We start from the raw sequence: 26,795 nt of genomic DNA on the forward strand, positions 1-26,795 counted from the left end.
TCCGGCGGAAGTTGCGCTCCTGCCGTCAACGAGTTCCCAAAGGACGTGCATTCTAGATCGCGGAAGTAAGGATCCGGCTTCTTCGAAAACACGCAGTCCGCCGGGGGCGCAAGCTATCTTTACACCCGTTCTGGCCAAAAAAAACGCCCGGTGGCTGAGGCCGTCGGGCACGCGTTTCATCGCCACGAACCTGGTGCAAAAAAACACTACACCACCGGCCAAAACTGGCCATGCGAGCATCTTAGCCCCGTGATTCGCCCCCCCTCTTGGGGCTAACCCGGAAAGAGGAAACAGACTGATTACAGCGCCGAACGCAAGACGCAACTACAGCAGACTCGTGAACAACTGCCGGGGAACGTGTTTGACACACTCCCCGGCCTGGCCAGTCGCCGACATCAACCGATGCGACGACTCATGTCGGCACGGTTGCGGACGACGCGCCAATCACTTGAATTGATACGTCACGGTGCCGTAGATGAACCGGCCTCGCGGATCGGCAAAGGAGCCGGCAAAGCCTGCAGCATGCGACCCGTAGCTCGACGACGCGACAAACGGCGGATCCTGGTCAAAGGCGTTGCGCGCGCCGAGCGTCAGGCGCAGGTCCTTGAAGCCGCGGTAGCTGACAGCGAGGTTCCAGCGGCTTGTGTCCTTCACGTCGTAAGGTGCGTCGACCCCGAGGTTGGTATTGACCACGGCCGCCGATTCCTGCCAGCCCTTGGTGAACACGTTCTCCAGCGCGACGTTCCAGGAACCCAACGTCCAGTCGAAGGACAGCGTGTGCTGCCAATCGGGCACCGGCGGGTTGCCGCCTAGCGACTTGCCAACGTAGTCGGTGAAGGGCAGGTCCTTGCCGTTCTGCAACTCGTACTTCAAGGTACGGGTGGCAGCAAAGCCCAAACCGAGTCGACCCCAATCGCCGAGCGGCAGCGCAGCCCGCACGTCGATGTCGAAGCCGGCGGTCTTGAGTTCGCCCAGGTTCTCGACCGGCGTTTCGATGTAGGAGATGAAGCCGGTGGTTGGGGAGCGCTTCACGCGCGCCTTGTAGCGGGTGTAAAGGCCGGGCTCGGCCATCAGCGTGTCGCCGCTGATCACGCCGATCTGGTCACGCTTTTGGATATTCCAATAGTCGACTGCGATGCTGAGATCACGCATCGGCTCGAAGACCGCGCCCAGTGCGAACTGGCGGCTCTTCTCTGCCTTCAGGCTCTTGTCGCTGGACAGGCGCACGTTGAACTGGGTGTTGCAACGCGGATCGTCAGGCTGTGCGCTGGCCGGGCATTCCGGATCGACCTGAGGGTCGGCCGTGTTGGTGTTGGACACGGGGCTGTTCACGTCCCACAGCGTGGGGGCGCGGAAGCCGGTTCCAGCGCTGGCGCGGAACAGCATTTCCTTGCTCGGCTGGAAACGCAATGCGACACGCGGGTTGAAGCTGCTGCCGAAGTCGCTGTAGCGGTCATAACGCGCGGCGACGGAAGCCTCCCAGCCCTTCGCGAACGGCAGCGACAGTTCGCTGTAGACCGCCGAAATGCTGCGGCTGGCAGAGGTGGCAGGCACCGAGCCTTCGCCACCGATGTGCGACCCCTTGGAGTACTCGGCATTGGTCGGCTTGTCGTCGGCCTTCTCTCGACGCAGGTCGATACCCACGGCGATGGCCATCATGCCGCCGGCCATCGGCATCAGCTCACGGCTGGCCTTGGCGTCCAAAACCAGCGTCGTGCCCTTCGACTGGCGAACCTTGCCCTCCAGCGAAGCGCCATCCAGCAACGCCACACCTGCCGCATCGTTGGGACCGAAGGGGTTGACGTTGCCAGTCCGCATCGCGGCCAGGAAGGGCTCTTCGAGCAGATAGCCGCTGTAGTTCAGCGTGCCGCGGGCCTGTGCCAGGTTCAGGCCGATGTCGTAGTCCCAGCCGGAGAACAGGCCGGTCGCGCCAACGACGACGCGGTATTGCTCATTGGTGTTGTCGCTGACGCGGTTGCCACGGTCCAGTGAGCGGTAGGAGATATCCGTGAAGGCCTGTCCGGAGACCGGGTCGGTGAAGGAGGTGTAGTGCGCCGGGGTGTAGCCCAGGCGGGTCAGCAGCGCTGTCGGAAAGTACTTGCTGTTCGTCGGCATAAGCACCAACGGGTAGGTGCCGTCAGCGCGCACTTTCATTGCGGTGCCGTCGATGGGAGTGGGCGCCGCGCGACCGGTCGTGTGATTGCGTGCGGCGGAGGCCTCGACAAACCACTGGTTGTCGGCGTCGATCTTGAAGGTTCCACGCGCGAACAGATCGGTCTTGGTGCTGTCGGGCAGGTTGTCAAGCATGGCCGCGTAGACAGCGCGGCAACGCTTCACGTCATCCGCGCCGTTCGGCGTTTTGCCGGCGACCTGTACGACTGAGTTGGCCGGATCGCACGCCGCCATGCTTGCGCCGGGGTTGGAATAGGCCCCCGGCGTGATGCCGATCTCCATCAGCCGGCCAGGGTACGCGCGAAAGGAGGTCGGCGGGATGGAACCCGGCACTTCCTGTTCATGACGCCAGTACCAGCCCTGCTTTGCCGCCTCGATGCGGGTCTGCTCCTTGATGTTGGCCGTGACGAGGAAGTTGTAGCCGTCCTTGTCGAGGTTGCCGGTGCCGAAGGCCAGCGAACCGCCATGCTCCTTACCGCCGACATTCTTTTCGGGCTGGCCGTAGCGCAGCGTCAGTTCACCCTTGTCGTAGTCCTTGCGCGTGATGAAGTTGATGACGCCAGCAACGGCATCGGTGCCGTAGACGGCGGAGGCGCCGTCGCGCAGGACCTCGATGCGCTCGATGGCGGCAAAGGGGATGCTGTTCAGGTCCACCGCGACCGAGCCGCCGATGGACCCGAAGGGGTGGCCGGCCAGGCGGCGGCCGTTCAACAAAACGAGTGTCGAGTTGGCGCCGAGGCCACGCAGATTGGCGTTGCTGGTCGCATAGCCAGCGCCTTGCGTCGAGTCAGACAGCTGGGCCGAATTGACCGACAGGCGGCGCAGGATGTCCTCAATGTTCGTCGCGCCGGACTTCTCGATGGCGTCCCGCGAAATGACCGTCACCGGCAATGCGGTTTCCGATTCGACTCGCTTGATGCTGGAACCGGTGATCTGGATGCGTTCCAGCTTCTGGGCCTCCTGGGCCAGAACGGAACTGGCGACCAGGGCCAGGATGGCGCACGTGACGGTAGTTTTTTTGAACATTGAGACTCCTCGAAGAGTAGGGACCCGCCGTGATACGCGGCGGCGGTGCTGGCCCGATGGGGCCAATCCGTGGCTGAGCGATAGGCTCAGATTCCGGGCGCGGCGAGTTTGTGCGGGCGCAACATGACCCCAGCCCCCGGAAAGTCCCTAGCCAAACCGCATGCCTATGTAACTCGTTGATTTGGCTAACTAAGTATTGGCACCACCCCCTAGAGGCGAAGCTGCAACGTTGTCGCCACGCGACGTGGTTACAGCGCAGGAACAAGCAACCGCGGCACCGCCGCCAGCAGCTGGCGTGTGAAGTTTTCGCGCGGCTGTGCAAGCACCGCTGCACAGCCGCCGTGTTCGACGATGCGCCCGGCCTGCATCACCGCGATGTCATCGGCGATGTACTCGACGACGCCAATGTTGTGCGTGATGAAGAGATAGGCCAGGCCTTGCTCGCGCTGCAGTTCACGCAGCAGGTTCAGGATCTGCGCCTGCACGGACACATCCAGCGCCGACGTCGGTTCATCGCAGACGATGAGGCGCGGCTCGACGGCCAGGGCCCGGGCGATGGCGATGCGCTGGCGCTGGCCGCCGGAGAACTCGTGCGGCCAGCGCTCCAGCGCGTCACGACGCAGGCCGACCTGGTCGACCAGCACGTGCAGCCGGGCCAGGCGATGCGCCGCATCCAGGTCGGGGCGCAAAGCGATGAGGCCCTCCTGCAGCACCTCGGCCACGCGCATGCGCGGGTTCAGCGACCCGAACGGGTCCTGGAAGATGATCTGGACCTGGCGTCGCGCCTGGCGCAGCGCCTGGCCATCCAGCTTGAACAAATCCCGGCCCTCGAACATCGCCTGCCCGCTGATGCGGGCCTGGCGCCGCAGCAGCTGCACGATGGCCTTGCCCGACGTCGTCTTGCCGCAGCCGGATTCGCCGACCAGGGCCAGCGTGCGGCCCGCATGCAGCTGGAAGCCGATGCCGTCAACCGCGTCGAAGTGCCGCGGGCCGCGCGCGAACGGCGGCGCCTTCAACATGAAACGCACGCGCAGATCGCGCACGTCAAGCAGCGGCGCACCCTGCCCTGGCGGCATGGACGGCAAGGCCTTGGGCACAGCGGCGGCTCGCGGCAGCGCCTCACCCGGCTGGCTGTAGAGCAGGCAGCGCACTTGGTGTTGCGGGCCTTCCTCGGTCAACTGGGGCGCCGTGCCGGCGCAATGGCCCATGGCCTTGTCGCAGCGCGGCCAGAAGCGGCAGCCGGCGAAGTCCAGCCACAGCGGTGGCACCGTGCCGGCAATCGCTGCCAGCGGCTGGCCGCGCCGTGCGGCATCGGGCAGGGCCTGCAGCAGCAGGCGCGCATAGGGGTGCCTGGGCGCCGCAAAGAACTGCGCCGCCGGCGCCACTTCGATGATCTGGCCGGCATACATCAGCGCGACCCGATGCGCCATGCCGCTGACCACGGCGAGGTCGTGCGTGATCAGCAGCACCCCGAGCTGGCGTTCGCGCTGCAGGTCGCGGATGAGGTCGAGGATCTGCGCCTGAATGGTCACGTCCAGCGCGGTCGTGGGTTCATCGGCGATCAGGTAGTCCGGTTCGGCGGCAAGCGCGATGGCGATCATCACGCGCTGCTTCTGGCCACCGGACAGCCGGAACGGGTAGTCGTCGATGCGCCGCGCCGGCTCGGGGATGCCGACCCGCGTCAGCCAGTCGATGGCCTTGGCCCGGGCTGCAGCACCACGCAGCGGCGTGTGCGCTTCGATGGCTTCGACGATCTGGTCGCCGACGCGCATGATCGGGTTCAGGCTGGTCGACGGCTCCTGGAAGATCATCGAGATGCGGCCACCCCGCACTTCGCGCATGCGGCCCTCGGGCAGGGCCAGCAGGTCCTGCCCATCGAGTCGCACGGCGCCCGCCGTGATGCGGCCGTTCTCGGGCAGCAGCCGCATCAGCGCCAGCGCCGTCATGCTTTTGCCGCAGCCGCTCTCGCCGACCAGGGCAAAGGTCTCGCCGCGGGACAGGCTCAGTCGCATGCCGTCGATGGCGCGCACCAGGCCCGCGTCGGCATCCAGGGCCACTTGCAGGTCGTCGATCTCAAGCATGGTTGGCCCTGCGTTGCAAGACGCGGGGACGCGTCGAGCGCGCCTTGGGATTGAAGGCGTCGCGCACACCGTCGGCGAACAGGTTGGCCGCGAGCACCAGGCTCACCATGAAACCGAAGGCCGCCGCGAAGCTCCACCACACGACGGGGTCGCGCGACATCTCCGAGCGGGCCAGGTTGATCATGCCGCCGAAGCTGTTCATCACCGGGTCCACGCCGACGCCGACATAGGTCAGCACCGCTTCATACAGGATCAGCTCGGAGAAGCTTAGCACCACCGTGATCAGCACCAGGTGCATCACATTGGGCACGATGTGGCGCGCCATGATGCGAAGGTCGCCGACGCCAAAGGCCGTTGCCGCCTGCACATGGTCCAGCTCGCGCAGCTTCAGGGTCTCAGCCCGCACCAGTCGGCACAGCCCGGCCCAGCCGGTCAGGCCGAGGATGAGGCAGAGCATCAGCATCTTCACGTCCGAGCGCTCCACGGCGGTCTCGAAGGCGTCGGGGTTCTTGTCGAAGTAGACCTGCACCATCAACACGCAGGCGGCGATCAGCAGCACATTGGGCACCGAGCTCAGCGTCGTGTAGAGGTACTGAATGACGTCGTCGACCCAGCCCTTGTAGTAGCCGGCCAGCACGCCCAGCAGCAGCGCGAAAGGCAGCGTCGCCAGCGTCGACAGCGCACCGACGACAAAGGCCGTGCGCACGCTCTTGAGCGCCTGCACGAGAACGTCGTTGCCGGTGCGGTCGGTGCCAAACACGTGGTACCAGGGCATCAGCGCGACGACGGCACCGGCCAGCAGCAGCAGGACCGTCAGCGTGACGAGGATGGCGCGCAGCGGATAGACCGTGCGGTCGGCGGCCAGGTCAGCCAGCGCGGCACGCCAACCGCCGTGTCGCCTCGCCAGCAGCCCCGCGCTCAGCACGACCAGAAGCAGCGCGACGCCCAGGCCCGCGGCCAGGCCGCTGCCGGCGCGCATCGCCACATCGCGCGCCCATTGCGTGGCCGGGTCGCTCAGGTGCGCACCGGCGAACTTCAGCCGCGGATAGTCACGGCGAACGCTGCCGTCCGGCTCAACGACGCTTTCCTTGTTGAAGCCATGCGTGCCCAGCGGCAGCGAATAGCTGACCTCGCGCATGCCGATCTGGCGCTCCAGCAGCAGGTCCAGCGTGGACAGCGTGCGCGTGTCGTAGACGGCGGCCTCCCCGGCAGCCACAGGCAGCGCGCGGCGCAGATGGACGCTGTCGATCATCGTGACCAGCAAGAACGCGGCCATCACCACACCGGCGCTGGCGGCGATCGGGTCGCGCAGCACGCGCTCCCAGGTCGCACGCAGATGCGGCTGGCGTCGTACCCGCAACGCATATGCGGCGATGGCCGCCACCATCAGCCACAGCGCCAGGTCGGTCCAGAGCAGGACGAGCTTCATTGCAGGCTCACTGCAACCGGACACGGGGATCAACCCACGTGTAGACGATGTCGATCAGCGCATTGCTGGCGATGTAGAGCAGCGCACCGAGGAAGACCATGGTCCGCACGATGGCGAAGTCCTGGCCCGTGATGGCCTCGATGACGAAGGCGCCCAGGCCGGGTATGCCGAAGAAGCTCTCGAATACCAGGCTGCCGAGGAAGACATAGGGCAGATAGCTGCCGGCGCTGGTGATGATGGGGATGAGGGCATTGCGCAGCACATGACGGCTGAGTACGCGGCCCTCGGACAGGCCCTTGGCACGCGCGGTGCGCACATAGTCCTTGCCCATCTCTTCCAGGAACATGGCCCGGTACAGCCGCGCCTCGCCACCCAGCCGCGACAGCAGCGACAGCAGGATGGGCAGGGCCAGGAAGCGCACCGCATCCAGCCCCGGCGCGAAGCCGTTCATGGGCACCAGCTTGAGCACGCGGGCGAACAGGAACTGGCCGACGATGATGTAGAACAGGCTGCTGATCGACAGCATCAGCACGCACAGCACGACGCCCCAGAAGTCGATCCGGCTGTTGCGGAAGAAGACCAGCAGCAGCGCGAACGCCACGCTGACGATGACCTGCAGGATGAACAGCGGCAGCGCCAGCGCCAGGCTCACGCCCATGCGTACCTTCACCTCGTGGCCGATGTTGACGGCCTGGCGCGCATCGCTCTTGCCGAAGTCGAGCGCGAACAGGCTGACCGAGCGTTCCCACAGGATGGTGTGAGTGAACTGCTCGGCGCCGGCCTTGCTGGCGTCGAAGTAGAGCGGTTTGTCATAGCCGCGCTCCTGCTTCCAGGTCTCAATCTGGTCCTGCGTGATGCGCTTGCCGCCGATGTTCAGCCGCGCCATGTCGTCCGGCGTGTTGACCGAGAAGAACAGCACAAAGGTGAAGAGGTTGACCCCGACCAGGATGGCCAGGCCATAGGCCAGACGGCGCATGACGAAGCCGAGCATCAGCGCCCGCCTCCCAGGGCAGTGGCCGTTTCGCGCGCGCGCCAGGCGCGGCGGGTGGCGATGAAGATGGCCAGGCCGCCGGCGGCCAGCGCGAGCAGCGGCCACCAGACCGGCCGGTTCCACTCGGCGATGCTGCGCGCGCGGTCCTCGGTGTCGACACGCAGGTAGCGCGCCCGGTCGCGCACGACGACGCCCGGTTTGCCGTTGTGTACCCAGCGCTGGAAGGCCATCGCCGAATAACTCCAGTAGCCCCAGGCCCAGGGTGCGTCCTGGCGGGCGATGTCGTTCATCTGCGCCATCACCCGGGCCTTCTCGGGCCCGTCTTCCAGCGACTGCAGCTTGCGGTAGAGCCGGTCGAACTCGGGGTTGGCGTAGTTGGCCGTGTTCTCGCCCTCGTGCAGGCTCTTGGCGTTCGGACCGTAGAGCAGGAAGAGGAAGTTCTCCGCATCGGGGTAGTCGGCGAACCAGCCCCACCAGAAGATCTGGTGCTTGCCCTTGAGGATCTTTTCCTGGAACTGGTTGAAGTCGGTGGCGCGGATGTCCAGCTGAATGCCGAGCTTGGCGAACTGGCGCACCAGCCAGTCGTTCTCGGCCTTGAGTTCCGGCGTGACGACGCGTTGGAAGTCGTAGTTCAGCACCAGCGGCTTGCCGGTCTTCACGTCGCGGCCGCCGGGGTAGCCGGCTTCGATCATCAACTGGTGTGCGTCGGCGATGGGCCGGCGCACCGGCTTGCCGTCGACGAGCCGGTGCGTGACCGGGTTGAACTCGCCGGCCTGGCCCTCGCGCGAGCCGAACACGCCCGGCGGGATGGGCCCGTGGGCCGCGTCGCCACCCTTGTCGCGGAAGATGCGGCCATAGCCCTCCTCCCAGTCGATGGCGATGGAGATGGCCTGGCGCAGCGCGCGGTTGCGGCGCTGCTGGTCGGGCGTGTCGCCCTGGCCAACGACGGGGTCCAGCCAGTTGAAGCCGAGATACCAGTTGGAGATGTCGACATCCATCGGCAGCTTGAAGCCACGCCGCTCATAAAAGGCCCTGACCTCGTCCGAGTCGTCGCGGTCCACGCCCAGGGTCACGCCCCAGTCCGCACGGTCCATCTCAGGCAGGTCGAGATAGCCCTGCATGAACAACTCCCGGATCGGCACCCTCTCCTTCACGTTGATCGCCACGACCTTGTCGACAAAAGGCAGGCGCTTGCCGCAGTCGGCCAGCAGCCCGGCCTCCGCGTCACCGGGGCTGCCGTCGCAGGGGTAGGTCTCAACCCGGTAGTTCGGGTTGCGGCTCATCACGTGCCGGCGGTCCTGCACGTACTCGGTCATCATGAAGGGGCCACTGCCGACGGGCCACCGGTTCCAGCTCAGCGAGTTGGCGGCCATCCCGGCCTGGGCGTAGAAGGCATCCACCTCCCAGGGGATGGCCGCCGTGAAGGCGGTGGCCAGCCAGTATTGCCACTGCGGATAGCGGCCCTTCAGCCGGATGCGCAGCAGGTGATCGCCCACCGCCTCGGCACCGGCCAGCGGCCAGCGGCGCAGATCCAGGAAGGGCTTGTCGGCCAGGTTCTCCGGCAGGCCAGTCAGCTGTTTCTGGCTCTCACGCTTGAGCAGCGCGATGTAGTCCTTGAGCCCCACCACATGCTCCGAGAACACCGCCGCCACCGGCGCCTCCAGGCGCGGGCTGGCATGGCGCTTGAGCGCATAGACGAAATCCTCGGCCACCACCTCGCGCGTGCCCTGGTGCTCGAAAGCCAACGGGCTGCGCTTGTCGCCCAGCTCACCGGGCTTGAGCTGGTGATAGCGGTAGCGGCCCTTTGCGTCCTTGGCGAAGGCCGGGTGCGGCGCCCATCTCAGGCCGGGGCGGATGGGCACGTCGTAGACCGCCTGCGCAATCTGCTCGTCCGGCGCATCGTCGGGCAGGCGCCGGCCCTGTGCATCCAGAAAGTAGGGTTTGGCCAGCGCCGACGCCGCGCGTGGGATCAGCGTGTAGGGACGCTTGAGCGGGTGGTAGCCGTAGGGTGGCTCGCTGATCTCGTAGACATAGGTGCTCTCGGGCGCGGTGTATGACGAGGTCGGGTCCAGGTAGCGCGGCGAGCGCTCCGCGAATGCCATGTAGAGCGTGTTCTCGCGCTCGGCGCCGAGGGGGTGCGGGCTGTTATTGCAACCGGCAAGCAGGGTGAACGCCAGCGCGCCCAAGCCCCTCACCGTCCATGCGAAAACTGCCGCCACACTGCGCCCTCGAAAAACAAGCGCCCCGGCGCAGGCCGAGGCGAGGGGCCGGATCATAGACGCGCAACTCGTCTATACAAGGTCACCACACCCGCATGAGGCGGCGTGGAAAACCCGGTGTGACTTCAGTGATGGTGGTGGTCGTGGTGGTCGTGCCCAGCGTGCGCCAGGCGCGGGTCCGACTGCCAGCCGACGATGGCCTCGCGGCCCTGCACGTACAGCTCCACCATGCCGCCCACCGGCAGGCAGACCTTGGTGCGGATGTGGCCGAAGGGCAGGCCCGTCAGCACCGGCGTCTTCGTGCGGGCGCGCAGCGCGGCCACCGCGTCCTTGATGCCATAACCGCGGTCCAGCGGCGACTTGGCCGCACCGCTGAAATCACCCAGCAGCACCGCCGCTTGCGCATCGATGACGCCGGCCTGCTGCAGCTGCAGGAGTTGGCGCTCGACGCGGTAGGGGTGCTCGTTGATGTCTTCCAGGAACAGGATGCCGCCCTTGACCTTGGGCCAGTGCGGCGTGCCCAGCAGCGAGCACAGCACCGTCAGGTTGCCGCCCCAGAGCCGGCCGCGCGCCTCCAGGCCGTCGAAGCCGCCCGTCGGTTCGCGGAAACCCACCGCCTCCAGCGCGCCGCTCATCGCCTCCAGAAAGCAGTCGCGCGTGACCTCGTCGACACCGCCCTCGGCGTCGCTGCGGCCGAAGTCGTCGCAGGCCAGCGGGCCGGCCCACATCGACAAGCCCTTGTGGCGTGCGATGAAGCCGTTCTGCAGCGCGGTCAAGTCGCTGTAGCCGACCCAGCGCGTGCCATGCTCGACGCTGCGGGCGATGCGGGCCCAGTCGATCTGGTCCAGCAGCCGCGTCATGCCGTAGCCGCCGCGCGTGGCCAACGCGATGGACGGCGCGGCATCGGCGATGCGGTGCAGGGCCGCGAGGCGCGTGGCGTCGTCGCCGGCAAAGCGCTGGTGCCGGGCGAGCGCATCGGTGTCGGTCTCGACCTCGAAGCCGAACTGCGCGAGCCGCTTGGCGGCGCGCTTCAGGTTCCCCGCCCTGGCAAGCGCGCCGGCGGGGGTGAACAGCGTCAGGGAGGTCATGCGGTGTCGTCCAGGTGCGTGGCTTCGCCGGTCGGGATCAGCCCTTGTCGCTCCGCGCGGCGCGCACGGGCGGCCTCGCGGCGCTCGTTGAAGAAGTCGCGCAGCAGCTGGGCCGACGCATCGGCCAGCAGCCCGCTCTCGACGCGCGTGTGATGGTTGAGCTGGGGCTGGCCGAACAGGTCGATGACCGAGCCGGCCACGCCCGTCTTGGGGTCACGCGCCGCGAAGACCACGCGCTTGAAGCGCGCATGCATCAGCGCCATCGCGCACATCGCGCAGGGCTCCAGCGTCACGAAGAGTTCACACTCCGGCAGCCGGTAGTTCTCCAGCAACGTGGCGGCGTGGCGCAGGGCGACGATCTCCGCGTGGGCCGTCGGGTCGTGCGTGGTGATCGGACGGTTGTAGCCGGTCGCAACGACCTGGCCGCCACGCGTGATGACGGCGCCCACCGGCACCTCGCCCACCAGCCAGGCGTTCTGGGCCTGGTCCAGCGCAAGCCGCATCGCGTACTCGTCGGCGGGCGTGAAGAGGGGCTCGGTCATCAGGGGCGGCAGTTTACCCATGGCATGCTTGGCCCATGAGCGCGTTGTCCGTCCATCCCCTCGGCGAAAGTGCCCTGTGCTGCACGCTGCCGGCGCCCCTGTCGCTGGCGCAGCAGCAGCGCATCTGGCAGCTCGCGGCCGGCCTGGCCAAGGTCGACGGCGTGCAGGAGCTGATCCCTGGCATGAACAACCTGACGCTGGTCTTCGACCCGCTGTGCACCGAGGCCAGCACGCTCGAACAGGCGGTGCACAAGCTGTGGGCACAGCCACCGGGCAGCCGGCGCCTCGGCCGACTGGTGGAGATTCCGGTCCGCTATGGCGGCCCGGCAGGACCTGATCTGGATGACGTGGCAGCGCACTGCGGCATGAGCGCCGACGAGGTCGTGCAGCGCCACACCCAGGCCGAGTACGTCGTCTACTTCATCGGCTTCCAGCCCGGCTTCGCCTACCTCGGCGGGCTGGACGAGGCCCTCCACACGCCGCGCCGCGCCGAGCCGCGCGTGGCGGTGCCGGCCGGCAGCGTCGGCATCGGCGGCGCGCAAACCGGTATCTATCCGCTGGCCACGCCGGGCGGCTGGCAATTGATCGGCGGGACAACATTGGCGCTGTTCGACCCGCAGGCCGAGCCGCCCACGCTGCTGGCGCCGGGCGACCGCGTGCGCTTTGTGGCGGTCAACGAATGATCGAGATACTGCGCGCCGGGCCGCTGGCGACGGTGCAGGACCTGGGCCGCCCCGGCTGGCGCGACCTTGGCCTGAGCCGCTGCGGCGCGCTGGACGACCTCGCGCTTCAGTGGGGCAATCTGCTCGTCGGCAACGCGGCCGACGCGGCCGGCCTGGAGTTCACCCTCGGCCCGGCCAGCCTGCGTATTGACGCCGACTGCTGCATCGCCGTGACCGGCACCGACACCGAGGCGCGGCTCGACGGTCAGCCGCTGCGGCCCTGGTGGCGCCAACGCGTGCGCGCCGGCCAGACCCTCCAGCTCGCCGCGCCGCATGCGCGCATGCGCAGCTATGTCGCCATCAGTGGCGGCATCGCCGTGCCGCCCACGCTCGGGTCGCGCAGCACCGATCTGAAGGCCGGCTTCGGTGGCCTGCACGGCCGGGCGCTGCGCGAGGGCGACCGCCTGCCGCTTGACCCGCCGACCAGTGTGCCCACGCGCGCCATCGGCCTGCGCCCGCCGGACTGGAGCGCCTGCGTGCGCGTGCTGCCCGGCCCCGAACACGATGACTTCGCCGAAGGTTTCTGGGGCGCCGACTGGCGCGTCACGCCGCAAAGCAACCGCATGGGCTATCGCCTGGCCGGCCCCACCCTCGTGCGCCCCCGCGGCACGGAGCTGGCCTCGCACGGCGTGCTGCCCGGCGTCATCCAGGTGCCGCCGTCGGGCCAGCCCATCGTGCTGCTGGCCGATGCGCAGACGACGGGCGGCTATCCCAATATCGGCGTCGTCATCCGGGCCGACCTGTGGAAGCTGGCGCAACTGCGCCTGGGCGCCACGCTGCGCTTCGTGCCCTGCACGCAGGACGAGGCCATCGCCGCACTGCGGGCACAAAGGCAAAGGCTCGACGAACTGAGGGGAGCGCTGTGAATGTCGATCTGAATGCCGACCTCGGCGAAGGCGCGCCCGACGACGCCGAACTGCTGACCCTGGTCAGCTCCGCCAACATCGCCTGCGGCTGGCATGCCGGCAATGCGCGGCTGATGCAGGCCACCGTGAGTGCGGCGCTGGCGCGCGGCGTGGCCATTGGCGCCCACCCGAGCTACCCCGACCGCGAGAACTTCGGCCGCACCGAGATGCAGCTGGCACCCGCAGACGTGAAGGCAGACCTGATCTACCAGATCGGCGCGCTGCACGCCCTCGTGCGCGCGACGGGCGGCCGGCTGCATCACGTCAAGCCGCACGGCGCTCTCTACAACCAGGCCGCGCGCGACCCGGTGCTGGCCGATGCGGTCGCCGCGGCGGTGGGCGCCGTCGACCCTGGCCTTGCGGTCTACGGCCTTGCCGGCGGTGAGCTGCTTCGCGCAGCCGAGCGCGCCGGCCTGCGCGCCGTGGCCGAGGTGTTTGCCGACCGCGGTTATCGCGCCGACGGCAGCCTGGTGCCGCGCAGCGAGCCGGGCGCGCATGTGGACGACGTGGCCGTGGCCGTCTCAAGGACGCTGCGCATGGTGCGAGAGGGCGTCGTGCAGGCCGTGACCGGCGAGACCGTGCCGCTACAGGCGCAGACCATTTGCTTGCATGGCGACGGCCCGCACGCCCTCGCCTTCGCCCGCGCCATCCATGCGGCGCTGACGGCGGCCGGCATAGAACTTCGGCCCTGATGACGATGCAGGACCTCTTCGGACTCGACGCGCCCGTCCAGCGACCACGGGGTGTTCAAGCGGTGCCGCCGCTGGCCGCGGACATCGCCCTCGCCGCGGCGCTGTCGCCGCACATCCATCTGGGCACCTCGACCTGGAGCTATCCGGGCTGGCAGGGCCAGGTCTGGGCCGGCAAGCACAGCGAGCAGACGCTGTCCAAGACCGGCCTGCCCGCCTACGCTGCCCACCCGCTGCTGCGCGCCGTCGGCATCGACCGCGGCTTCTACCGGCCGCTGGCCGCCAGTGAGTTCGAGCGCCATGCCCAGCAGGTGCCCGCGGGCTTCCGCTTCACCGTCAAGGCGCCCAGCCTGGTGACCGATGCCATGTTGCGCAACGAGGACGGCCGGGGGCATGAGCTGAACCCGCTCTTCCTGGACCCCACACTCGCGCTGCAGGATTTCATCGCCCCGGCCTACGAAGGCCTGGGCTCGCACATCGGCGCGCTGGTGTTCCAGATCAGCCCGCTGCCCGGCCCGTTGCTGGCGCGCATGGGCGAGCAGTTCGACAAGTTGCATGCGCTGCTGCTGGCCCTGCCGAAGCCGCCTGCCGGCGTCATTGCGGTGGAAGTGCGCGACGCGGCCTGGTTGACGCCCGATCTGGTCGCCCTGCTGCGCGACACCGGCGTGCGCTACTGCGTCGGCCTGCATCCCAAGCTGCCACCGCTGCAAGAACAGTTGCCGCTGCTGCGCGCACTGTGGCCGGGGCCGCTGGTGGTGCGCTGGAACCTGAACCGCCTGCACGGCGCCTACGGCTACGAAGCCGCCGAAAAGCGCTACGGCGAGTTCAACGAACTGATGGACCCCGATGTCGAGACCCGCACCGAGCTGGCCCGCATCATCCGCGGCACGGCCGGCGCCGGGCAGGACGCCTTCGTCACCATCTCCAACAAGGCCGAGGGCTCGGCGCCGCTGAGTGTGCGGGCGCTGTCCCAGGCCATCGCCGAGGCCTGACTCAGCTTTCGGTCGCCGGCTTGGCGGCGCGCCGGGACGAGCGCTTCACCGGTTCCTTGGCCTCCGGCGGATTGCCACCTTCGGCTTCCCAGCGACTGACGTCGTCGCTGTGACGCTTGCCGTCGTCCCGCGCGCGGCGCAGTTGCTGGCCGTGGCTCAAGCGCTGCACCAGCTTCATGGCGAGCGCCGAAGTGGCGACGAGTGCAATGGCGACCTTGATGATCATGTGATGCTCCTTGGCGAGGTTGATGGATGCTCACCGCTGCGCCGCCATGCGCTCGTCGGCCGGACGCTGGCTCCGCTGTAGGAGCGGGCCTCGGCGGCGCAGCGGCTTTCAACCTTGCAGGGGCCAGCGGGCAATCACCTCATGCCGGGTCATGCCCTGCGGGCTGCTGACGAGCACGAACTCGCTGGCTGTCCAGCCTGGCAGCGTGACCTCCCAGCCGGGCGCAGGACGCTTGTCGTAGCGCAACGTCAAATGCGGCTCGTAGTCCTTGCTGGCCGGCAGGCCATGGGCAATCAGCCGATCTGCCAGCGCATCCCGCAACTCGCGCACCGCCTCCAGGCTCTGGCCGCCTGTCAGAACGAAGGGATGCTGGCGGGCGTCCGCGCGGCCCCAGCTGGCAAACCGCTCGAAGCCGACGTCGAAGGCCGGCCGCACGACCTCGGAGGCTGCCCGCATCGCGGCCTCCACGAACCGCGCGTCCGGCTCGCCGTCGAAGCGACCAAAGTAGTGCAGCGTGATGTGGAAGATGCGGCTCGGGCGCAGCCGCGGCGCCAGCCCACGCGCCTCATGCTCGGCGGCGGCGAAGCGGGCGATGCGCTCGGCCGTCTCCTCGTCCGGCCGCAGCGCGAAGAACAGCTTGTGGTCGGTCACCGCCTCAGTTCGTGGCGGCAGACGCTGCCTCGGCTGTGCGCCGGGCGGCGTCGTCGACGGCGCCCTGCACCTGCTGGCCCACCGCCTGCGGCGCCGGCAGCGCGGCACTGGCCGCCGGCGCGCCCGCCGGTGGCTTCAAGGCCGTGGCCTGCTTCTTGACGAGTGACAACACGATGGCGGCCACGATGACGAGGCCCAGAAGGCTGAAAGCGGCTCGCATGGGAGTCGTGACTTGGTTGGGTTGCAGAAGAGCATAGCCGCCACCGATGCGCTTGATCCAGCGCAAAGTGGGTCGCGCACCTGCTGTCTAGCATGGGCTCGCCTCGGGTCATATCGCTTGCGGCACCTACGACAACGGGAGACAACCCCATGCTGCAGCGCCTGCTTCTGCTCGCCGCCCTCACCGCGTCCACGCTGGCCTTCGGCGCGCCCGACAAGGTGCTGCCGGTCGTGCAAGCCAAACTGACCAGCCCGCCCTTCGTGCCGCCGCCCACGGGCCGCAAGGCGCCCGCCAAGGTCATCGTCGAGTTGGAGGTCATCGAGAAGGACATGCCCATCTCCGAAGGCGTCAGCTACACCTTCTGGACCTTTGGCGGCACGGTGCCGGGCAGCTTCATCCGCGTGCGCCAGGGCGACACGTTGGAGTTCCACCTGAAGAACCACCCGAGCAGCAAGATGCCGCACAACATCGACCTGCACGGTGTCACCGGCCCGGGCGGCGGCGCGGCGTCCAGCTTCACCGCGCCGGGCCATGCCTCGCAGTTCACGTTCAAGGCGCTGCACGAGGGCATCTACGTCTACCACTGCGCCACCGCGCCGGTGGGCATGCACGTGGCCAACGGCATGTACGGCCTCATCCTCGTCGAGCCGCCGCAAGGCCTGCCCAAGGTCGACCACGAGTTCTACGTCATGCAGGGCGACTTCTACACGACCGGCAAATACCGCGAGAAAGGCCTGCAGCCCTTCGACATGGAGAAGGCCATCGCCGAGCAAGCCACCTATGTGCTGTTCAACGGCGCAGAAGGCGCGCTGACGGGCGAGCGCGCGCTGCAGGCCAAGGTGGGCGAGACGGTGCGCATGTTCGTCGGCAACGGCGGGCCGAACCTCGTGTCCAGCTTCCACGTCATCGGCGCCATCTTCGACAGCGTGCGCTTCGAGGGCGGCACGCTGGCGCAGAAGAACGTGCAGACGACGCTGATCCCCGCCGGCGGTGCGGCCATCGTCGACTTCAAGGCACGCGTGCCGGGCAGCTATGTGCTGGTGGATCACTCCATCTTCCGCGCCTTCAACAAGGGCGCGCTGGCCATCCTGAAGATCGACGGGCCCGAGGACAAGTCCATCTATTCGGGCAAGGAGGTCGACTCCGTCTACCTCGGCGACCGCGCAGCCCCCAACCTGAAGGCCGTGGCCACGGCGACGACGGCAGCCGCCGCCGGCACGCTGACACCCAAGGACCAGATCGCCGCCGGCCAGGCGCTGTTTGCCGGCACCTGCTCGGTCTGCCACCAGGCCAATGGCGCCGGGCTGGCCGGCGTGTTCCCGCCGCTGGCCAAGTCCGACTGGTTCGGCCAGGATCCGAAACGCGCCATCGGCGCCGTGCTGCACGGCCTGTCCGGCAAGATGAAGGTCAACGGCAAGGACTACGACTCGGTCATGCCGCCGATGAACCAGCTCAACGACGACGAGGTCGCCAACATCCTGACCTATGTGCTGAACAGCTGGGGCAACGCGGGCGGCAGCATCTCGGCCGCCGACGTGAAGAAGGAGCGCGCCGCCAAGCCGGCGACGACCAACCAGGCAGGGCACTGATGAGCACCGCTGCCGCTGTCGCGCTGTTGGCCGGTTATGTGGCCATGCCGGCCGGCACGCTGAACAGCGTGCTGGCGCGCGACACCGACCGCGAGCCGACCCGCATCGCCGCGTTCGAGCTGCGCGAGACGCCGGTCACGCGTGCCGAGTTCCGCCGCTTCCTGGCTACGCATGCCGAGTGGCGGCCGGGCCGCGTGCCGGCGGCCTTCGCCAGCGCGGGCTATCTGCAGCAAGGTGTCGATGACGGTGACGCCCCGGTCACTGCAGTCAGCTGGTTTGCGGCCCAGGCCTACTGCGAGGCCGAGGGCGGCCGGCTACCAACCTGGCATGAATGGGAGTACGCCGCGGCCGCCGACGCGACGCGCACCGATGCGCGCAGCGACCCCGCCTGGCTGGCGCGCATCCTCGGCTGGTATGCCCGCCCCGCCAATGGTCCGCTGCCGGCGGTGGGCGGCGCGGCCAATGTCTATGGCGTGCGCGACCTGCACGGCCTGGTGTGGGAATGGGTGGACGACTTCAACGCCCTGCTCGTCAATGCCGACAGCCGCAGCGCCAGCGACCCCGACCGGCTGAAGTTCTGCGGCGCCGGCGCCATCGACCTGCAGGACCGGCAGAACTACGCGGTGCTGATGCGCGTGGCGCTGCTGTCCTCGCTGAGCGGCGCGGACAGCACCGGCAGCCTGGGCTTTCGCTGCGCGCGTGAGGTGCGGAAATGAAGCGGCGCCTGCTGCTGAGTTGGGTCACATTCGCCGGCGCGGTATCGGCGCTGCCCGGCGATTCCGTCTACCAGCTCGCCGCGACGCTGACCGACCAGCGCGGCCAGCCCGTCCAGCTCGACGCGGCGCGCGGCCAGCCGGTGCTGGTCAGCATGTTCTACACGAGCTGCCAGTTCGTCTGCCCCATGCTCATTGACGCCGCACGAGACACGCAGGCCGCGCTGCCCGAGGCCGAGCGCCGCCGCGTCAAGGTGCTGCTGATCAGCTTCGACCCGGTGCGCGACACACCGGCCAAACTGGCCGCCATGGCCAGGGAGCGTGGCCTGGACGCATCGCAATGGACGCTGGCCCGCACCGACCCGGCCACCGCCCGCAAGATCGCCGCGCTGCTGAAGTTCCAGTACCGCGCCCTGCCCGATGGTGAGTTCAACCACAGCGCCGAGCTGATCCTGCTCGACGGCGAAGGCCGCATCGCGGCGCGCACGGCCATGCTGGCGGGCGCGGATGCGCGCGTGGTGGCGGCCCTGCGCAAGCAGCTCAGCGCTCCAGCCAGGCCTTGAACTCCGCCGCCCGCTCCTGGCTGACGAACAGCTCGCCGGCCAGTGCCGGCCGCAGCTGCAGCTTGAGCCGCCCTTTGCCCGCCGCGGCGAAGCCGGCCACGGCGCGCGCGGCCAGCAGGGTCTGGCGGTTGGCGCGGAAGAACTGCGCCGGGTCCAGCTGGCTTTCCAGCTCCGCCAGCGGCGTCTCCAGCAGCAGCCGGCTGCCGTCGTGCAGCACGGCGTGGCTGAGCTTGTCTAGCGACACGACGTAGGCCAGCTCGTCCACGTCGAAAGCCTGGAATGCGGCGGCCCTGCGGCCCAGCAGGCGCTGCCGCCAGCGCGGGCGCTGCAGTTCGGCCAGCACGGCCATCACGTCGCTGCCGAAGCCGCGCCGCAGCCGCTCGGCCTTGGCGATGGCCTGGGCCAGTGCGGCCTCGTCGACCGGCTTGAGCAGATAGTCCACCGCCAGCGCGCGGAAGGCGGCGATGGCGAACTGGTCGAAGGCGGTCGTGAAGATGACGGGCACCGCCAGCTCATTGCCGTTTCGGCCGTCGAACAGCTCCAGCGACAGGCCGTCGCCGAGCTGGATGTCCAGCAGCAGCAGGTCGGGCGGAGGCTGCGTGGCCAGCCATTCAGCCGTCGCCCTCACGCTGTCGGCATGGCCCACAACCCGGACCTGCGGCGCGACGCGGGCCAGCGCCTCGACCAGGCGCTCACGGGCCGGCGGCTCGTCCTCGGCGATGAAGACTTTCATCAGCACTGCACGGCCGCCCGAAAGTGCTGAAGCGCCCCCTCGGGGGGCAGCGAGCAAGGCGAGCGTGGGGGCTTCGACATCAAGCGGACTGTAGGGGCACGATGACTTCAAAACGCCCATCGGCCTCGCGCACGACCAGCGCGCGGCCGGTCAGCAGCCGGCAGCGTTCGTCGAGATTGGCCAGGCCCACGCCCGCCGAGGGCAGCGCGGTGCGGCGCGGGCGGATGTCGTTGCTGACAGTCACGGTCGCATCGGCCAACGACAAGCGCACCGCCAACGGCTCCGAGGCACTCGCCTGGTTGTGCTTGACCGCGTTCTCCAGCAGCGTCTGCAAGGCCATCGGCACGATGCGCCAGCCGTCGGCCTGGACCTCCAGTTCCAGCGGCACGGCCGCGCCAAAACGCAACTCCAGCAGCCGGTGATAGCGGCGCAGGAAGGCCAGCTCCTCGGCCAGCGGCACGAGGTCGCGCTGGCGGCTGTCCAGCACATAGCGGTAGACCTCCGCCAGCGCGTCGCAGAACTCGCGGCCGCGCACCGGCTCGGACTGGATCAGGTGGCCCAGCGTGTTCAGGCTGTTGAACAGGAAGTGCGGGTCGACCTGCGCCTTCAGCGCGCCCAGCTCGGCCTGCGCACGCAGCCGCTCCGAGCGCTCGACGCGGATCAGGTCGGACTCGCGCTCGCGGATCAGGAACAGCGTCTCGTAGCCATGCGTCACGAACAACACGCAGATGACATTGGTCAGCGTGACAATCTGCAGCGTGCTGCGGTCCACCGGCATGCCGGCGACGAAGTACCACGCAAGCAGGCCCAGCACGGTGATGGGCGCCGTGTAGAGCACGTTGGCGACCACCAGCATCAGCAGCTTGCGCAGCGGGCGCTGGAACCAGTCGAAGTGCTCGCGCTGCTTGAACAGCAGCCAGCGGTTGCCGCCCCAGATGGCGGTGGCCAGCGCGATGAAGCCGACGAAGCCGACCCAGAACACGCCGTCGCCCGGCCCCCACGGCCCGTAGAGCCCGGTCAGCCACGGAATGGCCAGGCCGAAGCCCAGGCTGCCGACCGTCATGACGAGACGGTCGTCCAGCCTGACCGGACTCTGCGGGTTCAGCGTATCCAGGTCGGGGTTCGGCAAGCGGATGTCCTGTTTGGGCGCTCGGCCCCTGGCGGCGGCGACTGCCGGCGGCCAGCATCGCGGCCACCAACCACGGAGCCCCGCATGGAAGACCTTCACTTTAACTATCTGGCCATCGCCGCCGCAGCCCTTGTCTACTTCGCCATCGGCGGGCTCTGGTACTCGCCCATCCTGTTCGCCAAGGCCTGGGCACGCGAGGCCGGCATGACCGAAGCGCAGCTGCAGCAGCCGCCGCTGGGCCGCATCTTCGGGCTGTCGGCGCTGGCCGCGTTGGTCATGTCGTTCAACCTCGCGGCCTTCCTCGGCGCCAAGGCCAGCTTCAGCTTCGGCCTGTTCGCCGGTGCGGCCACCGGCATCGGCTGGGTGGCGATGGCGCTGGGCGTCATCTACCTGTTCGAGCAGCGCTCGCTGAAGCTGTGGCTCATCAACAGTGGCTATCAGGTCGTGGCCTTCACGGCCATGGGCGCCATCCTCGGCGCCTGGCGCTGACGGTCTCGCGGCGATCAGCCAGCGAGGCGGAACGCCGCCGCCATCCACTCCTGCTCCCGGGCACGAAGCTTCAGGCTGGCAGCGATCTTGGGCCACTGCTTCACCACGGCCTGGCTGCGCGCGACGATCTCGTCGGCCAGCTTCCGAGGGACTCGGAAGTACGGCGCCACCGAACGCGCGAGGTCGAGGTCCATCGCGTTGTCGACCTCGCTGACATTGAGCTTCAGGCCTTGCGACCCGGGCACCGGATTCATGTCGTAGACATCGGACAGGCGCCAGCCCTTGCCCGGCACGAGGATGAATCCGTGGTTGCGCAGGTGATCGTCGGTGTTGGAGACCAGCATGTTGAAGACGATGCGCGACCACAGCTCACGCAGGTCTGCGGCGGTGTTCGCACCGTGGTCGATCAGCACGCGGGCGATCTCCAGATAGCTCGCGCCTGTCGACGCATCGTCGCCGTCCAGGTGGCCGGTCAGCGTCATCGCCGAGGCGAAATGAAGCCTGCCAGCGGGCGTGCGGTCGAAGCGCTTGACCAGGAAGCTGTGCTGCCGGCTCGCGAACTTGCGGGCCAGGCTTTGCGGCACGGCCAGGCCGCAGCCCTTCGCGAGGGTCTGCACCACCAGCTCCCAGGCGCCCACATCGTGCTCGTCGCGCACGCTGGGGAACTTGGCAATCCACAACTGCCCCTGCGGATCAACGACGCTGGCCTTGGGCCGCGCGCCGCCGAGCGAGCCGCCGGGAGCGATCAGCAGGCGCAGCCAGTCGTCGCCCGCCGCCGCAGTGTTGTCCTCATCGCGCTCCAGCGCCAGGCTGGCCGCTTCCAGTTCGCGCAGCTGAACAAAGGGCGGTGCGGCCGTGCCGTGCTGGTTGTCCAAAAAGTCGCCCGCGTCATCGAGGCGCAAGCGCAGCGCCCCGGAACGGTAGGCGTCGTGCACGCCCAGCAGGTAGTCCGATTCGTGCAGCCGAACGGCCTTGCCCACCTGCCCTGCCCGCTGCGCCCGTTCCAGCCGGCGGCGCATCAGCAACCGGCCCCACCGGTCCGGGCTCGCATCGGCGAACACACCGAAGGTCTCGTGGCCCTGCGGCGGGTGCTGCCGGCCGCCGAAGAGGCTCAATCGCGGGTCCAGATGCAAGTTCCCGGTGGCGGGATGGGCCAGCGCCGCAGCATCGAACTCAAACTCAAAAACTTCCCGACCCGCGCCGCGCCTGGCGTGCAACCACCCCAGCCGCAGCGGCTCCGCGAGGCCCACCCAGTCCGCGTAGACGGCAACGGCTGCGGCCATGGCTTCAACGCCCCTTCTTCTTCAGCGCTGCCGACGGCTCGATCAAGCCAGCCAGTGCATCGGCGCTGGCGAAGCCGCTCTGCTTGATCCAGTCCCGCGCGTCCTCGGCAGGCTTGAGCGGCTTCTTGATCGCGTTGTTGGGCGCAACCAGCCGCTGCACTGACAGCCCGGGGCGTGGTGTCTTGCTGGGCGCTGGCAACTGCGCATCCTGAAGCTCGCGACCGACCGGGTCGGCCTTGCCGAGCAGGTCGAGGTCCTTCTCGATGCCCAGCACCTGCATGACGGCAAGGTAAGCACCCATGGTCACCCCCGACCCGCCGCGCTCCAGGCTGCGCAGTGTCATGGGCGCCATCCCGGCGCGCTCGGCCACCTGCTTGGCCGAGAGCCGCCGACGCAGCCGCGCCAGGCGCAGGCGGCCGCCGAACTGCCTCAACACTTCATCGGTGGCGGGGAGCAAAGGGGCGGTCTTTTTTGCCATGGCAGCCAATATTCTAGGTTTTTAACGGACCAAATAGCCACAATATTTACACTACTGGCCAGCCACCAACGCTTGCGGCTGCTGCTGCCGGCATCGGGTCAACCCGTCACGCAACGCGGCCGCAACGCCCCGCCGGCAGACTCGCCGGCATGACCATGGACGACAACGCCGCCCACCTGCGGACCCACGCGCCGCCGCGCCGTTGCCTGCTGACCTGGTGGTCGGCGGCGCCGGGCGAGTTCAGTGCGCGGGTGGTGCTGGAGGACGGCCGGCTGCTCGACTTCGACAGCCCGTTCGAGCTGGCGCGCTTCCTCGGCATCCCTATGTCGAACGCGCCGGCCACGTCGACCGGCCTGCGCTGACTCGCACAATCCGCGCATGCAAGAACCGTCGGGTGCCGTGCTGGAGCTGCGGGTGTTGGGGCCCGTGCGCCTGTCGCGCAGCGGCGCGCCTGTCGCGTTGACCAACCGCAAGACGCAAGCGCTGCTGCTGGTGCTGGCGCTGGACGGCGGTGCCAGCCGGCCGCATTTGTGCACGCTGCTGTGGCCGGACCTGGATGAGCCCAGCGCGCGCCGCAACCTGCGCCGCGAGCTGGCGCGGCTGCGCGAGGCGGGCGTGCCCGAGGCCTTCCGCGTCGACGACGACTATCTGCACCCCGGCGACACGCTGAGCTGCGACCTGCTACGCGCCGAAGCCAAGCCTGAACTGGCGCTCGCGCCCTGGCGGGGCGAGCTGGCGGACGGCCTGCAGCTGGACGACGCGCCGCTGTTCGCCCCCTGGCTGAGCGCGGCCCGCGAACGCGCGCTGCGGCTGCGCTTCAGCGCGCTGGAAGCCGCCGCCGCCGCAGCCGAGGCGCGCGCCGACCTGGCCACCGCGCTCGCCCATGTGCACGCCCTGCTCGACGAAGACGGCCTGCAGGAGCGCCACCACCGCCAGGCCATGCGGCTGCTGGCCGCCACCGGCCAGCGCGAGGCGGCGCTGCGCCAGTTCGAGCGCTGCCGGGCCGTGCTGGCGGCCGAGCTGGGACTGCAACCCATGCCCGAGACCGTGGCGCTCGCGCAGTCGCTGCGCGGCACGGCAGCGCCGGCCGCCGTTGCATTGGCACTCCCGCAGAGAGCTTGGCCGGAGCGCCTGCCCTTCGTCGGCCGCGCCGCCGAGGTGGCGCGGTTGCAGGGCGCGTGGCTGCGGCGCACGGCGGTCGTCATCGTCGGCGAGGCCGGGGTGGGCAAGACGCGCCTCGCGACCGACTTCGCCGCCTCGCAGGGTGCCTACGCGCTGGTGCGCTGCCGCAGCGGCGACCGCGACATCGCCTTCGGCGCATGCGCCCGCGTGCTGCGCGTGCTGGCCGGTGACCCGCCGGACCTGCGCGGGCTGGACGACTGGATCGTGACCGAGGTCGCGCGGCTGCTGCCCGAGCTGGGCCCGGCGCCTGCGCCGCTGCGCACGCAGGCCGAGCAGCTGCGCTTCGACGAGGCCTGCATCCAGGCTTGGCTGGCGCTGTCGCGCGGTGCCTTCGACGCCCTCGTGCTGGACGACTGGCAGCTGGCCGACCCCGCCAGCCGCACGCTGCTGGCCCGGGTCGCGGCGCGCCGCCGCGAGGCGGGCGCCGAGGGCGCCGTCGAGCTGGTGTGCTGGCGCGGCGCGGCCGATGACGCCGAGCTGCCGGGCTTCAGCGCGGTCCTTGCCGCCGAGACCATCGCGCTCGGCCCACTGCCGGCGGAAGCGGTCTACGAGCTAATGCGCCAGCTGTCGGGTGCGGCCGACCCGGCGCGTTTTGCCGAGCGCCTGTGCAGCGCCACCGGCGGCCATCCGTACTTCATCTCCGAAACACTGCGCGACCTGGCCGAGACCGCGGTGCTCGATGTCGACGAGCACGGCCGCTGGCGCACGCCCTTCGACGCCGTGACGCAGGACTACCGCGAGCTGCCGATGCCCGCCAGCGTGCGAGACGCCGTGCTGGCGCGCGTGCGGCGCCTGGACGCGCCGACGGCCCGCCTGCTCGAAGCCGCGGCGCTGGCCGGCGAGCCTTTTGGCGCGGCCTGGCTGGCATCGGCCTGCGCGCTGTCGGAGCTGGAAGTGGTGCAGGCGCTGGAACAGGCCGCGCAGGCCCAGCTCGTGCGCGCCCACGCGGCCGGCGGTTATGCCTGGACGCATGACCTGGCCCGACAGGCGCTGGATTCGGCGCTGGAGCCGGTGCGGCGCCGGCTGGTGCATCACCGGCTGGCGCTGGGTGCCGAAGCGCTGGGCGCCAGCGCCGAGGCCGCGCGCCACTTCGAGGCCTGTGGCGAGCCGCGCCGCGCCGTCGCCCACCGGCTGGCCGCCGGCGACGCCGCCCGAGCGCTGGCCGCGCTGGGCGAAGCGGCGCGTCACTGGCAGCTCGGCCTGGGCGACGACCCGACCCCGCCGCAAGCCGCCTCGCTGCTGGCGCGGCTGCTGGAGGCGGAGCACGGCCTCGGCCGCCACGCCGAGGCAGAGGCCTGCCGGCAGCGCCTGGAGGACCTGCGCGCCGGCACCGCGCTGCCGCCGGAGGTCGAGGTCGAGGCGGGCCATGCGCTGGCGCGCTACCTCGTGCGCGGCAAGAGCGCACAGGCGGCGCTGGCCGTGCTCGACACCTTGCCGCCGCCGACCGATGACAGCCAGCGCCTGCGCCGGCTGTCGCTGCGCATGGACGCGCTGCAGCAGCACGGCCGCATCGACGAGGCGCGCGCACTGGGCGAAGAGGCGTTGGCGCTCATCCACCCGGCCCACCCGGAACGCGCGGAGATGCTGGCCTCGCTGGCAATGTTGGAGTTCTCAGCCGCACGCTTCGATGCCGCCGTCGAGCGGGCCAACCTGTTCGTCACCGCGAGCCGGCAGCGTGGCGACGGCATGCTCATCGCCCGCAGCCTGCAGCTGCGCGGTGCCTTCGAGGCCGAGCGCGGCAACCTGGACATCGCCGAGGCCGATCTGCGCGAAGCCGCGGCGCTGGCCGGTCGCTTCGGCAACCGGCCGACGCAGCTGTTCGCGCTCTACAACCTGGCCGTCACCTTTCTGCAGCAGACGCGTGCCGGCGACGCGCTGCCGGTCATCGATGAAGGCTGGGCGCTGTGTGCCGAACAGCCGGGCAGCGAAGCGCGGACGATGTTCCGTGCGCTGTTCGTCGACGCCTATTTCATGGTGGGCGACTGGGACCGCGCCTGGGAGCACATCGAGCCGGCCATCGCGGAGGTCATCGCCATCGGCCAGCCGATGTCCATCGCCGGCATCGCGATGGCGGTGCTGGAGCCGATGGCCATGCTGGGCCAGTGGCCGCGCGCGGCACCGCTGCTGGCGGCGCTGAATCATGACGCGCTGGCGCAGTCGCCGCAAGCCGGCCACCCGGTCTGGCTGGCCTGCGCCGTGGCGGCGGTGCTGCGCGGTGATGTGGACGAAGCGCGCGGCTGGCTGCAGCGCCTGGGCCCGCCCGACGCGATCGCGAACCCGCGCGTGCGGCTGCGGCTGGCGCTGGTCGATGCCCAGCACCGCTGTCAGGAAGGGGACCTGGCTGGCGCGCTCGCGTTGCTCGCCCCGGACGATGCGCCCGGGCTGAATGACGAACTTCGGCTGCGCATGCTGGCGGTGCGCTGCCGAGCCGCTGGCGACCCGGCGGCGGTGGCCCTCGCGGGGGCCGCGCTGCTTGATCCGCGCACGCATGCGAGTGCGGCCATCGAGCTGGCGAGCGCCCTCGGCGGCACGGCGCTCGCCGCGTGGACCGAACGCCTGGGCGCGACACTGGCCGACTGGCCCGCCGTCCGCGCGAGCTTCGTCGCCACCTGGCGCTGAGCCGCCGCAACGGCGCGGCAACGGCCCCGCTCTACCGTGGCAACTCCCCCACAACAGCGCGGAG

Annotated in this window: 23 protein-coding genes and 2 pseudogenes; 10 read left to right on the forward strand and 15 right to left on the reverse strand. The window is 69.4% G+C overall.

The window, feature by feature from the left end:
* Nucleotides 1–444 precede the first annotated feature (444 nt).
* The 8 genes and pseudogenes from ASC81_RS24010 to tadA all read right to left on the reverse strand — a co-directional run bounded on the left by ASC81_RS24010 (nucleotide 445) and on the right by tadA (nucleotide 11,548).
* Nucleotides 445–2,454 carry a TonB-dependent receptor domain-containing protein gene (locus ASC81_RS24010; protein WP_369820875.1) on the reverse strand — a complete coding sequence of 670 codons (2,010 nt, stop codon included), beginning with the start codon at nucleotides 2,452–2,454 and terminating at the stop codon, nucleotides 445–447.
* A gap of 333 nt (nucleotides 2,455–2,787) precedes the next feature.
* Nucleotides 2,788–3,198, reverse strand: a pseudogene (locus tag ASC81_RS28315) (TonB-dependent receptor plug domain-containing protein); the annotation flags it as partial.
* Between the two features lie 248 nt (nucleotides 3,199–3,446).
* Entirely contained in the window at nucleotides 3,447–5,279 is a 1,833-nt protein-coding gene (locus tag ASC81_RS24015; RefSeq protein ID WP_056273156.1) for a dipeptide ABC transporter ATP-binding protein, read from the reverse strand.
* A complete protein-coding gene (locus tag ASC81_RS24020) occupies nucleotides 5,272–6,708 on the reverse strand; it encodes an ABC transporter permease (RefSeq protein WP_056273158.1) in 1,437 nt (478 codons plus the stop codon). The genes ASC81_RS24015 and ASC81_RS24020 overlap by 8 nt, the downstream gene beginning before the upstream one ends.
* Nucleotides 6,709–6,715: 7 nt before the next feature.
* A complete protein-coding gene (locus tag ASC81_RS24025) occupies nucleotides 6,716–7,699 on the reverse strand; it encodes an ABC transporter permease (RefSeq protein ID WP_056273160.1) in 984 nt (327 codons plus the stop codon).
* On the reverse strand, nucleotides 7,699–9,894 hold the full coding sequence (locus ASC81_RS24030) for an ABC transporter substrate-binding protein (RefSeq protein ID WP_056273164.1): 2,196 nt from the start codon (nucleotides 9,892–9,894) through the stop codon (nucleotides 7,699–7,701). Before ASC81_RS24030 ends, ASC81_RS24025 begins: the two co-directional genes overlap by 1 nt.
* A gap of 149 nt (nucleotides 9,895–10,043) precedes the next feature.
* Nucleotides 10,044–11,006, reverse strand: coding sequence for an LD-carboxypeptidase (locus tag ASC81_RS24035; protein ID WP_056273165.1), 963 nt, complete (start codon nucleotides 11,004–11,006; stop codon nucleotides 10,044–10,046).
* Nucleotides 11,003–11,548, reverse strand: coding sequence for a tRNA adenosine(34) deaminase TadA (gene tadA / locus ASC81_RS24040; protein ID WP_056273168.1), 546 nt, complete (start codon nucleotides 11,546–11,548; stop codon nucleotides 11,003–11,005). Before tadA ends, ASC81_RS24035 begins: the two co-directional genes overlap by 4 nt.
* Before the next feature lie 35 nt (nucleotides 11,549–11,583).
* On the opposite strand from tadA, the gene pxpB reads away from it, so the two are divergent.
* The 4 genes and pseudogenes from pxpB to ASC81_RS24060 all read left to right on the forward strand — a co-directional run bounded on the left by pxpB (nucleotide 11,584) and on the right by ASC81_RS24060 (nucleotide 14,856).
* Nucleotides 11,584–12,231 carry a 5-oxoprolinase subunit PxpB gene (gene pxpB, locus ASC81_RS24045; RefSeq protein ID WP_056273172.1) on the forward strand — a complete coding sequence of 216 codons (648 nt, stop codon included), beginning with the start codon at nucleotides 11,584–11,586 and terminating at the stop codon, nucleotides 12,229–12,231.
* Nucleotides 12,228–13,188, forward strand: a pseudogene (locus ASC81_RS24050) (biotin-dependent carboxyltransferase family protein); the annotation flags it as partial. The gene pxpB and the pseudogene ASC81_RS24050, both read left to right, overlap by 4 nt.
* Nucleotides 13,145–13,867: a 5-oxoprolinase subunit PxpA gene (pxpA, locus tag ASC81_RS24055; protein WP_369820876.1), complete on the forward strand. Its 723-nt coding sequence runs from the start codon at nucleotides 13,145–13,147 to the stop codon at nucleotides 13,865–13,867. The pseudogene ASC81_RS24050 and the gene pxpA, both read left to right, overlap by 44 nt.
* A 5-nt stretch (nucleotides 13,868–13,872) precedes the next feature.
* A complete protein-coding gene (locus ASC81_RS24060; RefSeq protein ID WP_056273422.1) occupies nucleotides 13,873–14,856 on the forward strand; it encodes a DUF72 domain-containing protein in 984 nt (327 codons plus the stop codon).
* Between the two features lies 1 nt (nucleotide 14,857).
* Here ASC81_RS24060 and ASC81_RS24065 read toward each other — a convergent pair whose 3' ends face one another.
* The 3 genes from ASC81_RS24065 to ASC81_RS27445 form a co-directional block, all read right to left on the reverse strand.
* On the reverse strand, nucleotides 14,858–15,082 hold the full coding sequence (locus tag ASC81_RS24065) for a hypothetical protein (protein WP_056273181.1): 225 nt from the start codon (nucleotides 15,080–15,082) through the stop codon (nucleotides 14,858–14,860).
* A 108-nt stretch (nucleotides 15,083–15,190) separates the two neighbouring features.
* Entirely contained in the window at nucleotides 15,191–15,733 is a 543-nt protein-coding gene (locus tag ASC81_RS24070; RefSeq protein ID WP_056273185.1) for a 2'-5' RNA ligase family protein, read from the reverse strand.
* A gap of 4 nt (nucleotides 15,734–15,737) precedes the next feature.
* Nucleotides 15,738–15,953, reverse strand: coding sequence for a hypothetical protein (locus ASC81_RS27445; RefSeq protein WP_162245958.1), 216 nt, complete (start codon nucleotides 15,951–15,953; stop codon nucleotides 15,738–15,740).
* Between the two features lie 149 nt (nucleotides 15,954–16,102).
* Between ASC81_RS27445 and nirK the strand changes: the two genes are divergently transcribed.
* The 3 genes from nirK to ASC81_RS24090 are packed head-to-tail and all read left to right on the forward strand — an operon-like array spanning nucleotide 16,103 to nucleotide 18,818.
* Nucleotides 16,103–17,542 carry a copper-containing nitrite reductase gene (nirK, locus tag ASC81_RS24080; protein ID WP_056273190.1) on the forward strand — a complete coding sequence of 480 codons (1,440 nt, stop codon included), beginning with the start codon at nucleotides 16,103–16,105 and terminating at the stop codon, nucleotides 17,540–17,542.
* Nucleotides 17,542–18,258 carry a formylglycine-generating enzyme family protein gene (locus ASC81_RS24085; protein ID WP_056273194.1) on the forward strand — a complete coding sequence of 239 codons (717 nt, stop codon included), beginning with the start codon at nucleotides 17,542–17,544 and terminating at the stop codon, nucleotides 18,256–18,258. The genes nirK and ASC81_RS24085 overlap by 1 nt, the downstream gene beginning before the upstream one ends.
* On the forward strand, nucleotides 18,255–18,818 hold the full coding sequence (locus tag ASC81_RS24090; RefSeq protein ID WP_056273197.1) for an SCO family protein: 564 nt from the start codon (nucleotides 18,255–18,257) through the stop codon (nucleotides 18,816–18,818). The genes ASC81_RS24085 and ASC81_RS24090 overlap by 4 nt, the downstream gene beginning before the upstream one ends.
* Here ASC81_RS24090 and ASC81_RS24095 read toward each other — a convergent pair.
* Entirely contained in the window at nucleotides 18,796–19,551 is a 756-nt protein-coding gene (locus ASC81_RS24095; RefSeq protein WP_056273200.1) for a LytTR family DNA-binding domain-containing protein, read from the reverse strand. The genes ASC81_RS24090 and ASC81_RS24095 overlap by 23 nt on opposite strands.
* A 79-nt stretch (nucleotides 19,552–19,630) precedes the next feature.
* Complete coding sequence (locus ASC81_RS24100) at nucleotides 19,631–20,680, reverse strand: sensor histidine kinase (protein ID WP_056273203.1); 1,050 nt, start codon at nucleotides 20,678–20,680, stop codon at nucleotides 19,631–19,633.
* 84 nt (nucleotides 20,681–20,764) lie between these two features.
* On the opposite strand from ASC81_RS24100, the gene ASC81_RS24105 reads away from it, so the two are divergent.
* Nucleotides 20,765–21,169 carry a DUF1761 domain-containing protein gene (locus ASC81_RS24105; protein WP_056273206.1) on the forward strand — a complete coding sequence of 135 codons (405 nt, stop codon included), beginning with the start codon at nucleotides 20,765–20,767 and terminating at the stop codon, nucleotides 21,167–21,169.
* Between the two features lie 14 nt (nucleotides 21,170–21,183).
* On the opposite strand, the gene ASC81_RS24110 is transcribed toward ASC81_RS24105, so the two are convergent.
* Together ASC81_RS24110 and ASC81_RS24115 are read right to left on the reverse strand one after the other, a co-directional pair.
* Complete coding sequence (locus ASC81_RS24110) at nucleotides 21,184–22,452, reverse strand: type II toxin-antitoxin system HipA family toxin (RefSeq protein WP_056273209.1); 1,269 nt, start codon at nucleotides 22,450–22,452, stop codon at nucleotides 21,184–21,186.
* Between the two features lie 4 nt (nucleotides 22,453–22,456).
* A complete protein-coding gene (locus ASC81_RS24115) occupies nucleotides 22,457–22,930 on the reverse strand; it encodes a helix-turn-helix domain-containing protein (protein ID WP_056273213.1) in 474 nt (157 codons plus the stop codon).
* Between the two features lie 149 nt (nucleotides 22,931–23,079).
* Between ASC81_RS24115 and ASC81_RS24120 the strand changes: the two genes are divergently transcribed.
* Entirely contained in the window at nucleotides 23,080–23,292 is a 213-nt protein-coding gene (locus ASC81_RS24120; RefSeq protein ID WP_156392404.1) for a hypothetical protein, read from the forward strand.
* Nucleotides 23,293–23,308: 16 nt separating this feature from the next.
* Nucleotides 23,309–26,731, forward strand: coding sequence for a BTAD domain-containing putative transcriptional regulator (locus ASC81_RS24125; RefSeq protein ID WP_056273218.1), 3,423 nt, complete (start codon nucleotides 23,309–23,311; stop codon nucleotides 26,729–26,731).
* Nucleotides 26,732–26,795: the final 64 nt, after the last annotated feature.

Origin of the sequence: Pelomonas sp. Root405 (genome assembly GCF_001425165.1) — a bacterium.
In the GTDB taxonomy this organism is placed as follows: domain Bacteria; phylum Pseudomonadota; class Gammaproteobacteria; order Burkholderiales; family Burkholderiaceae_C; genus Pelomonas.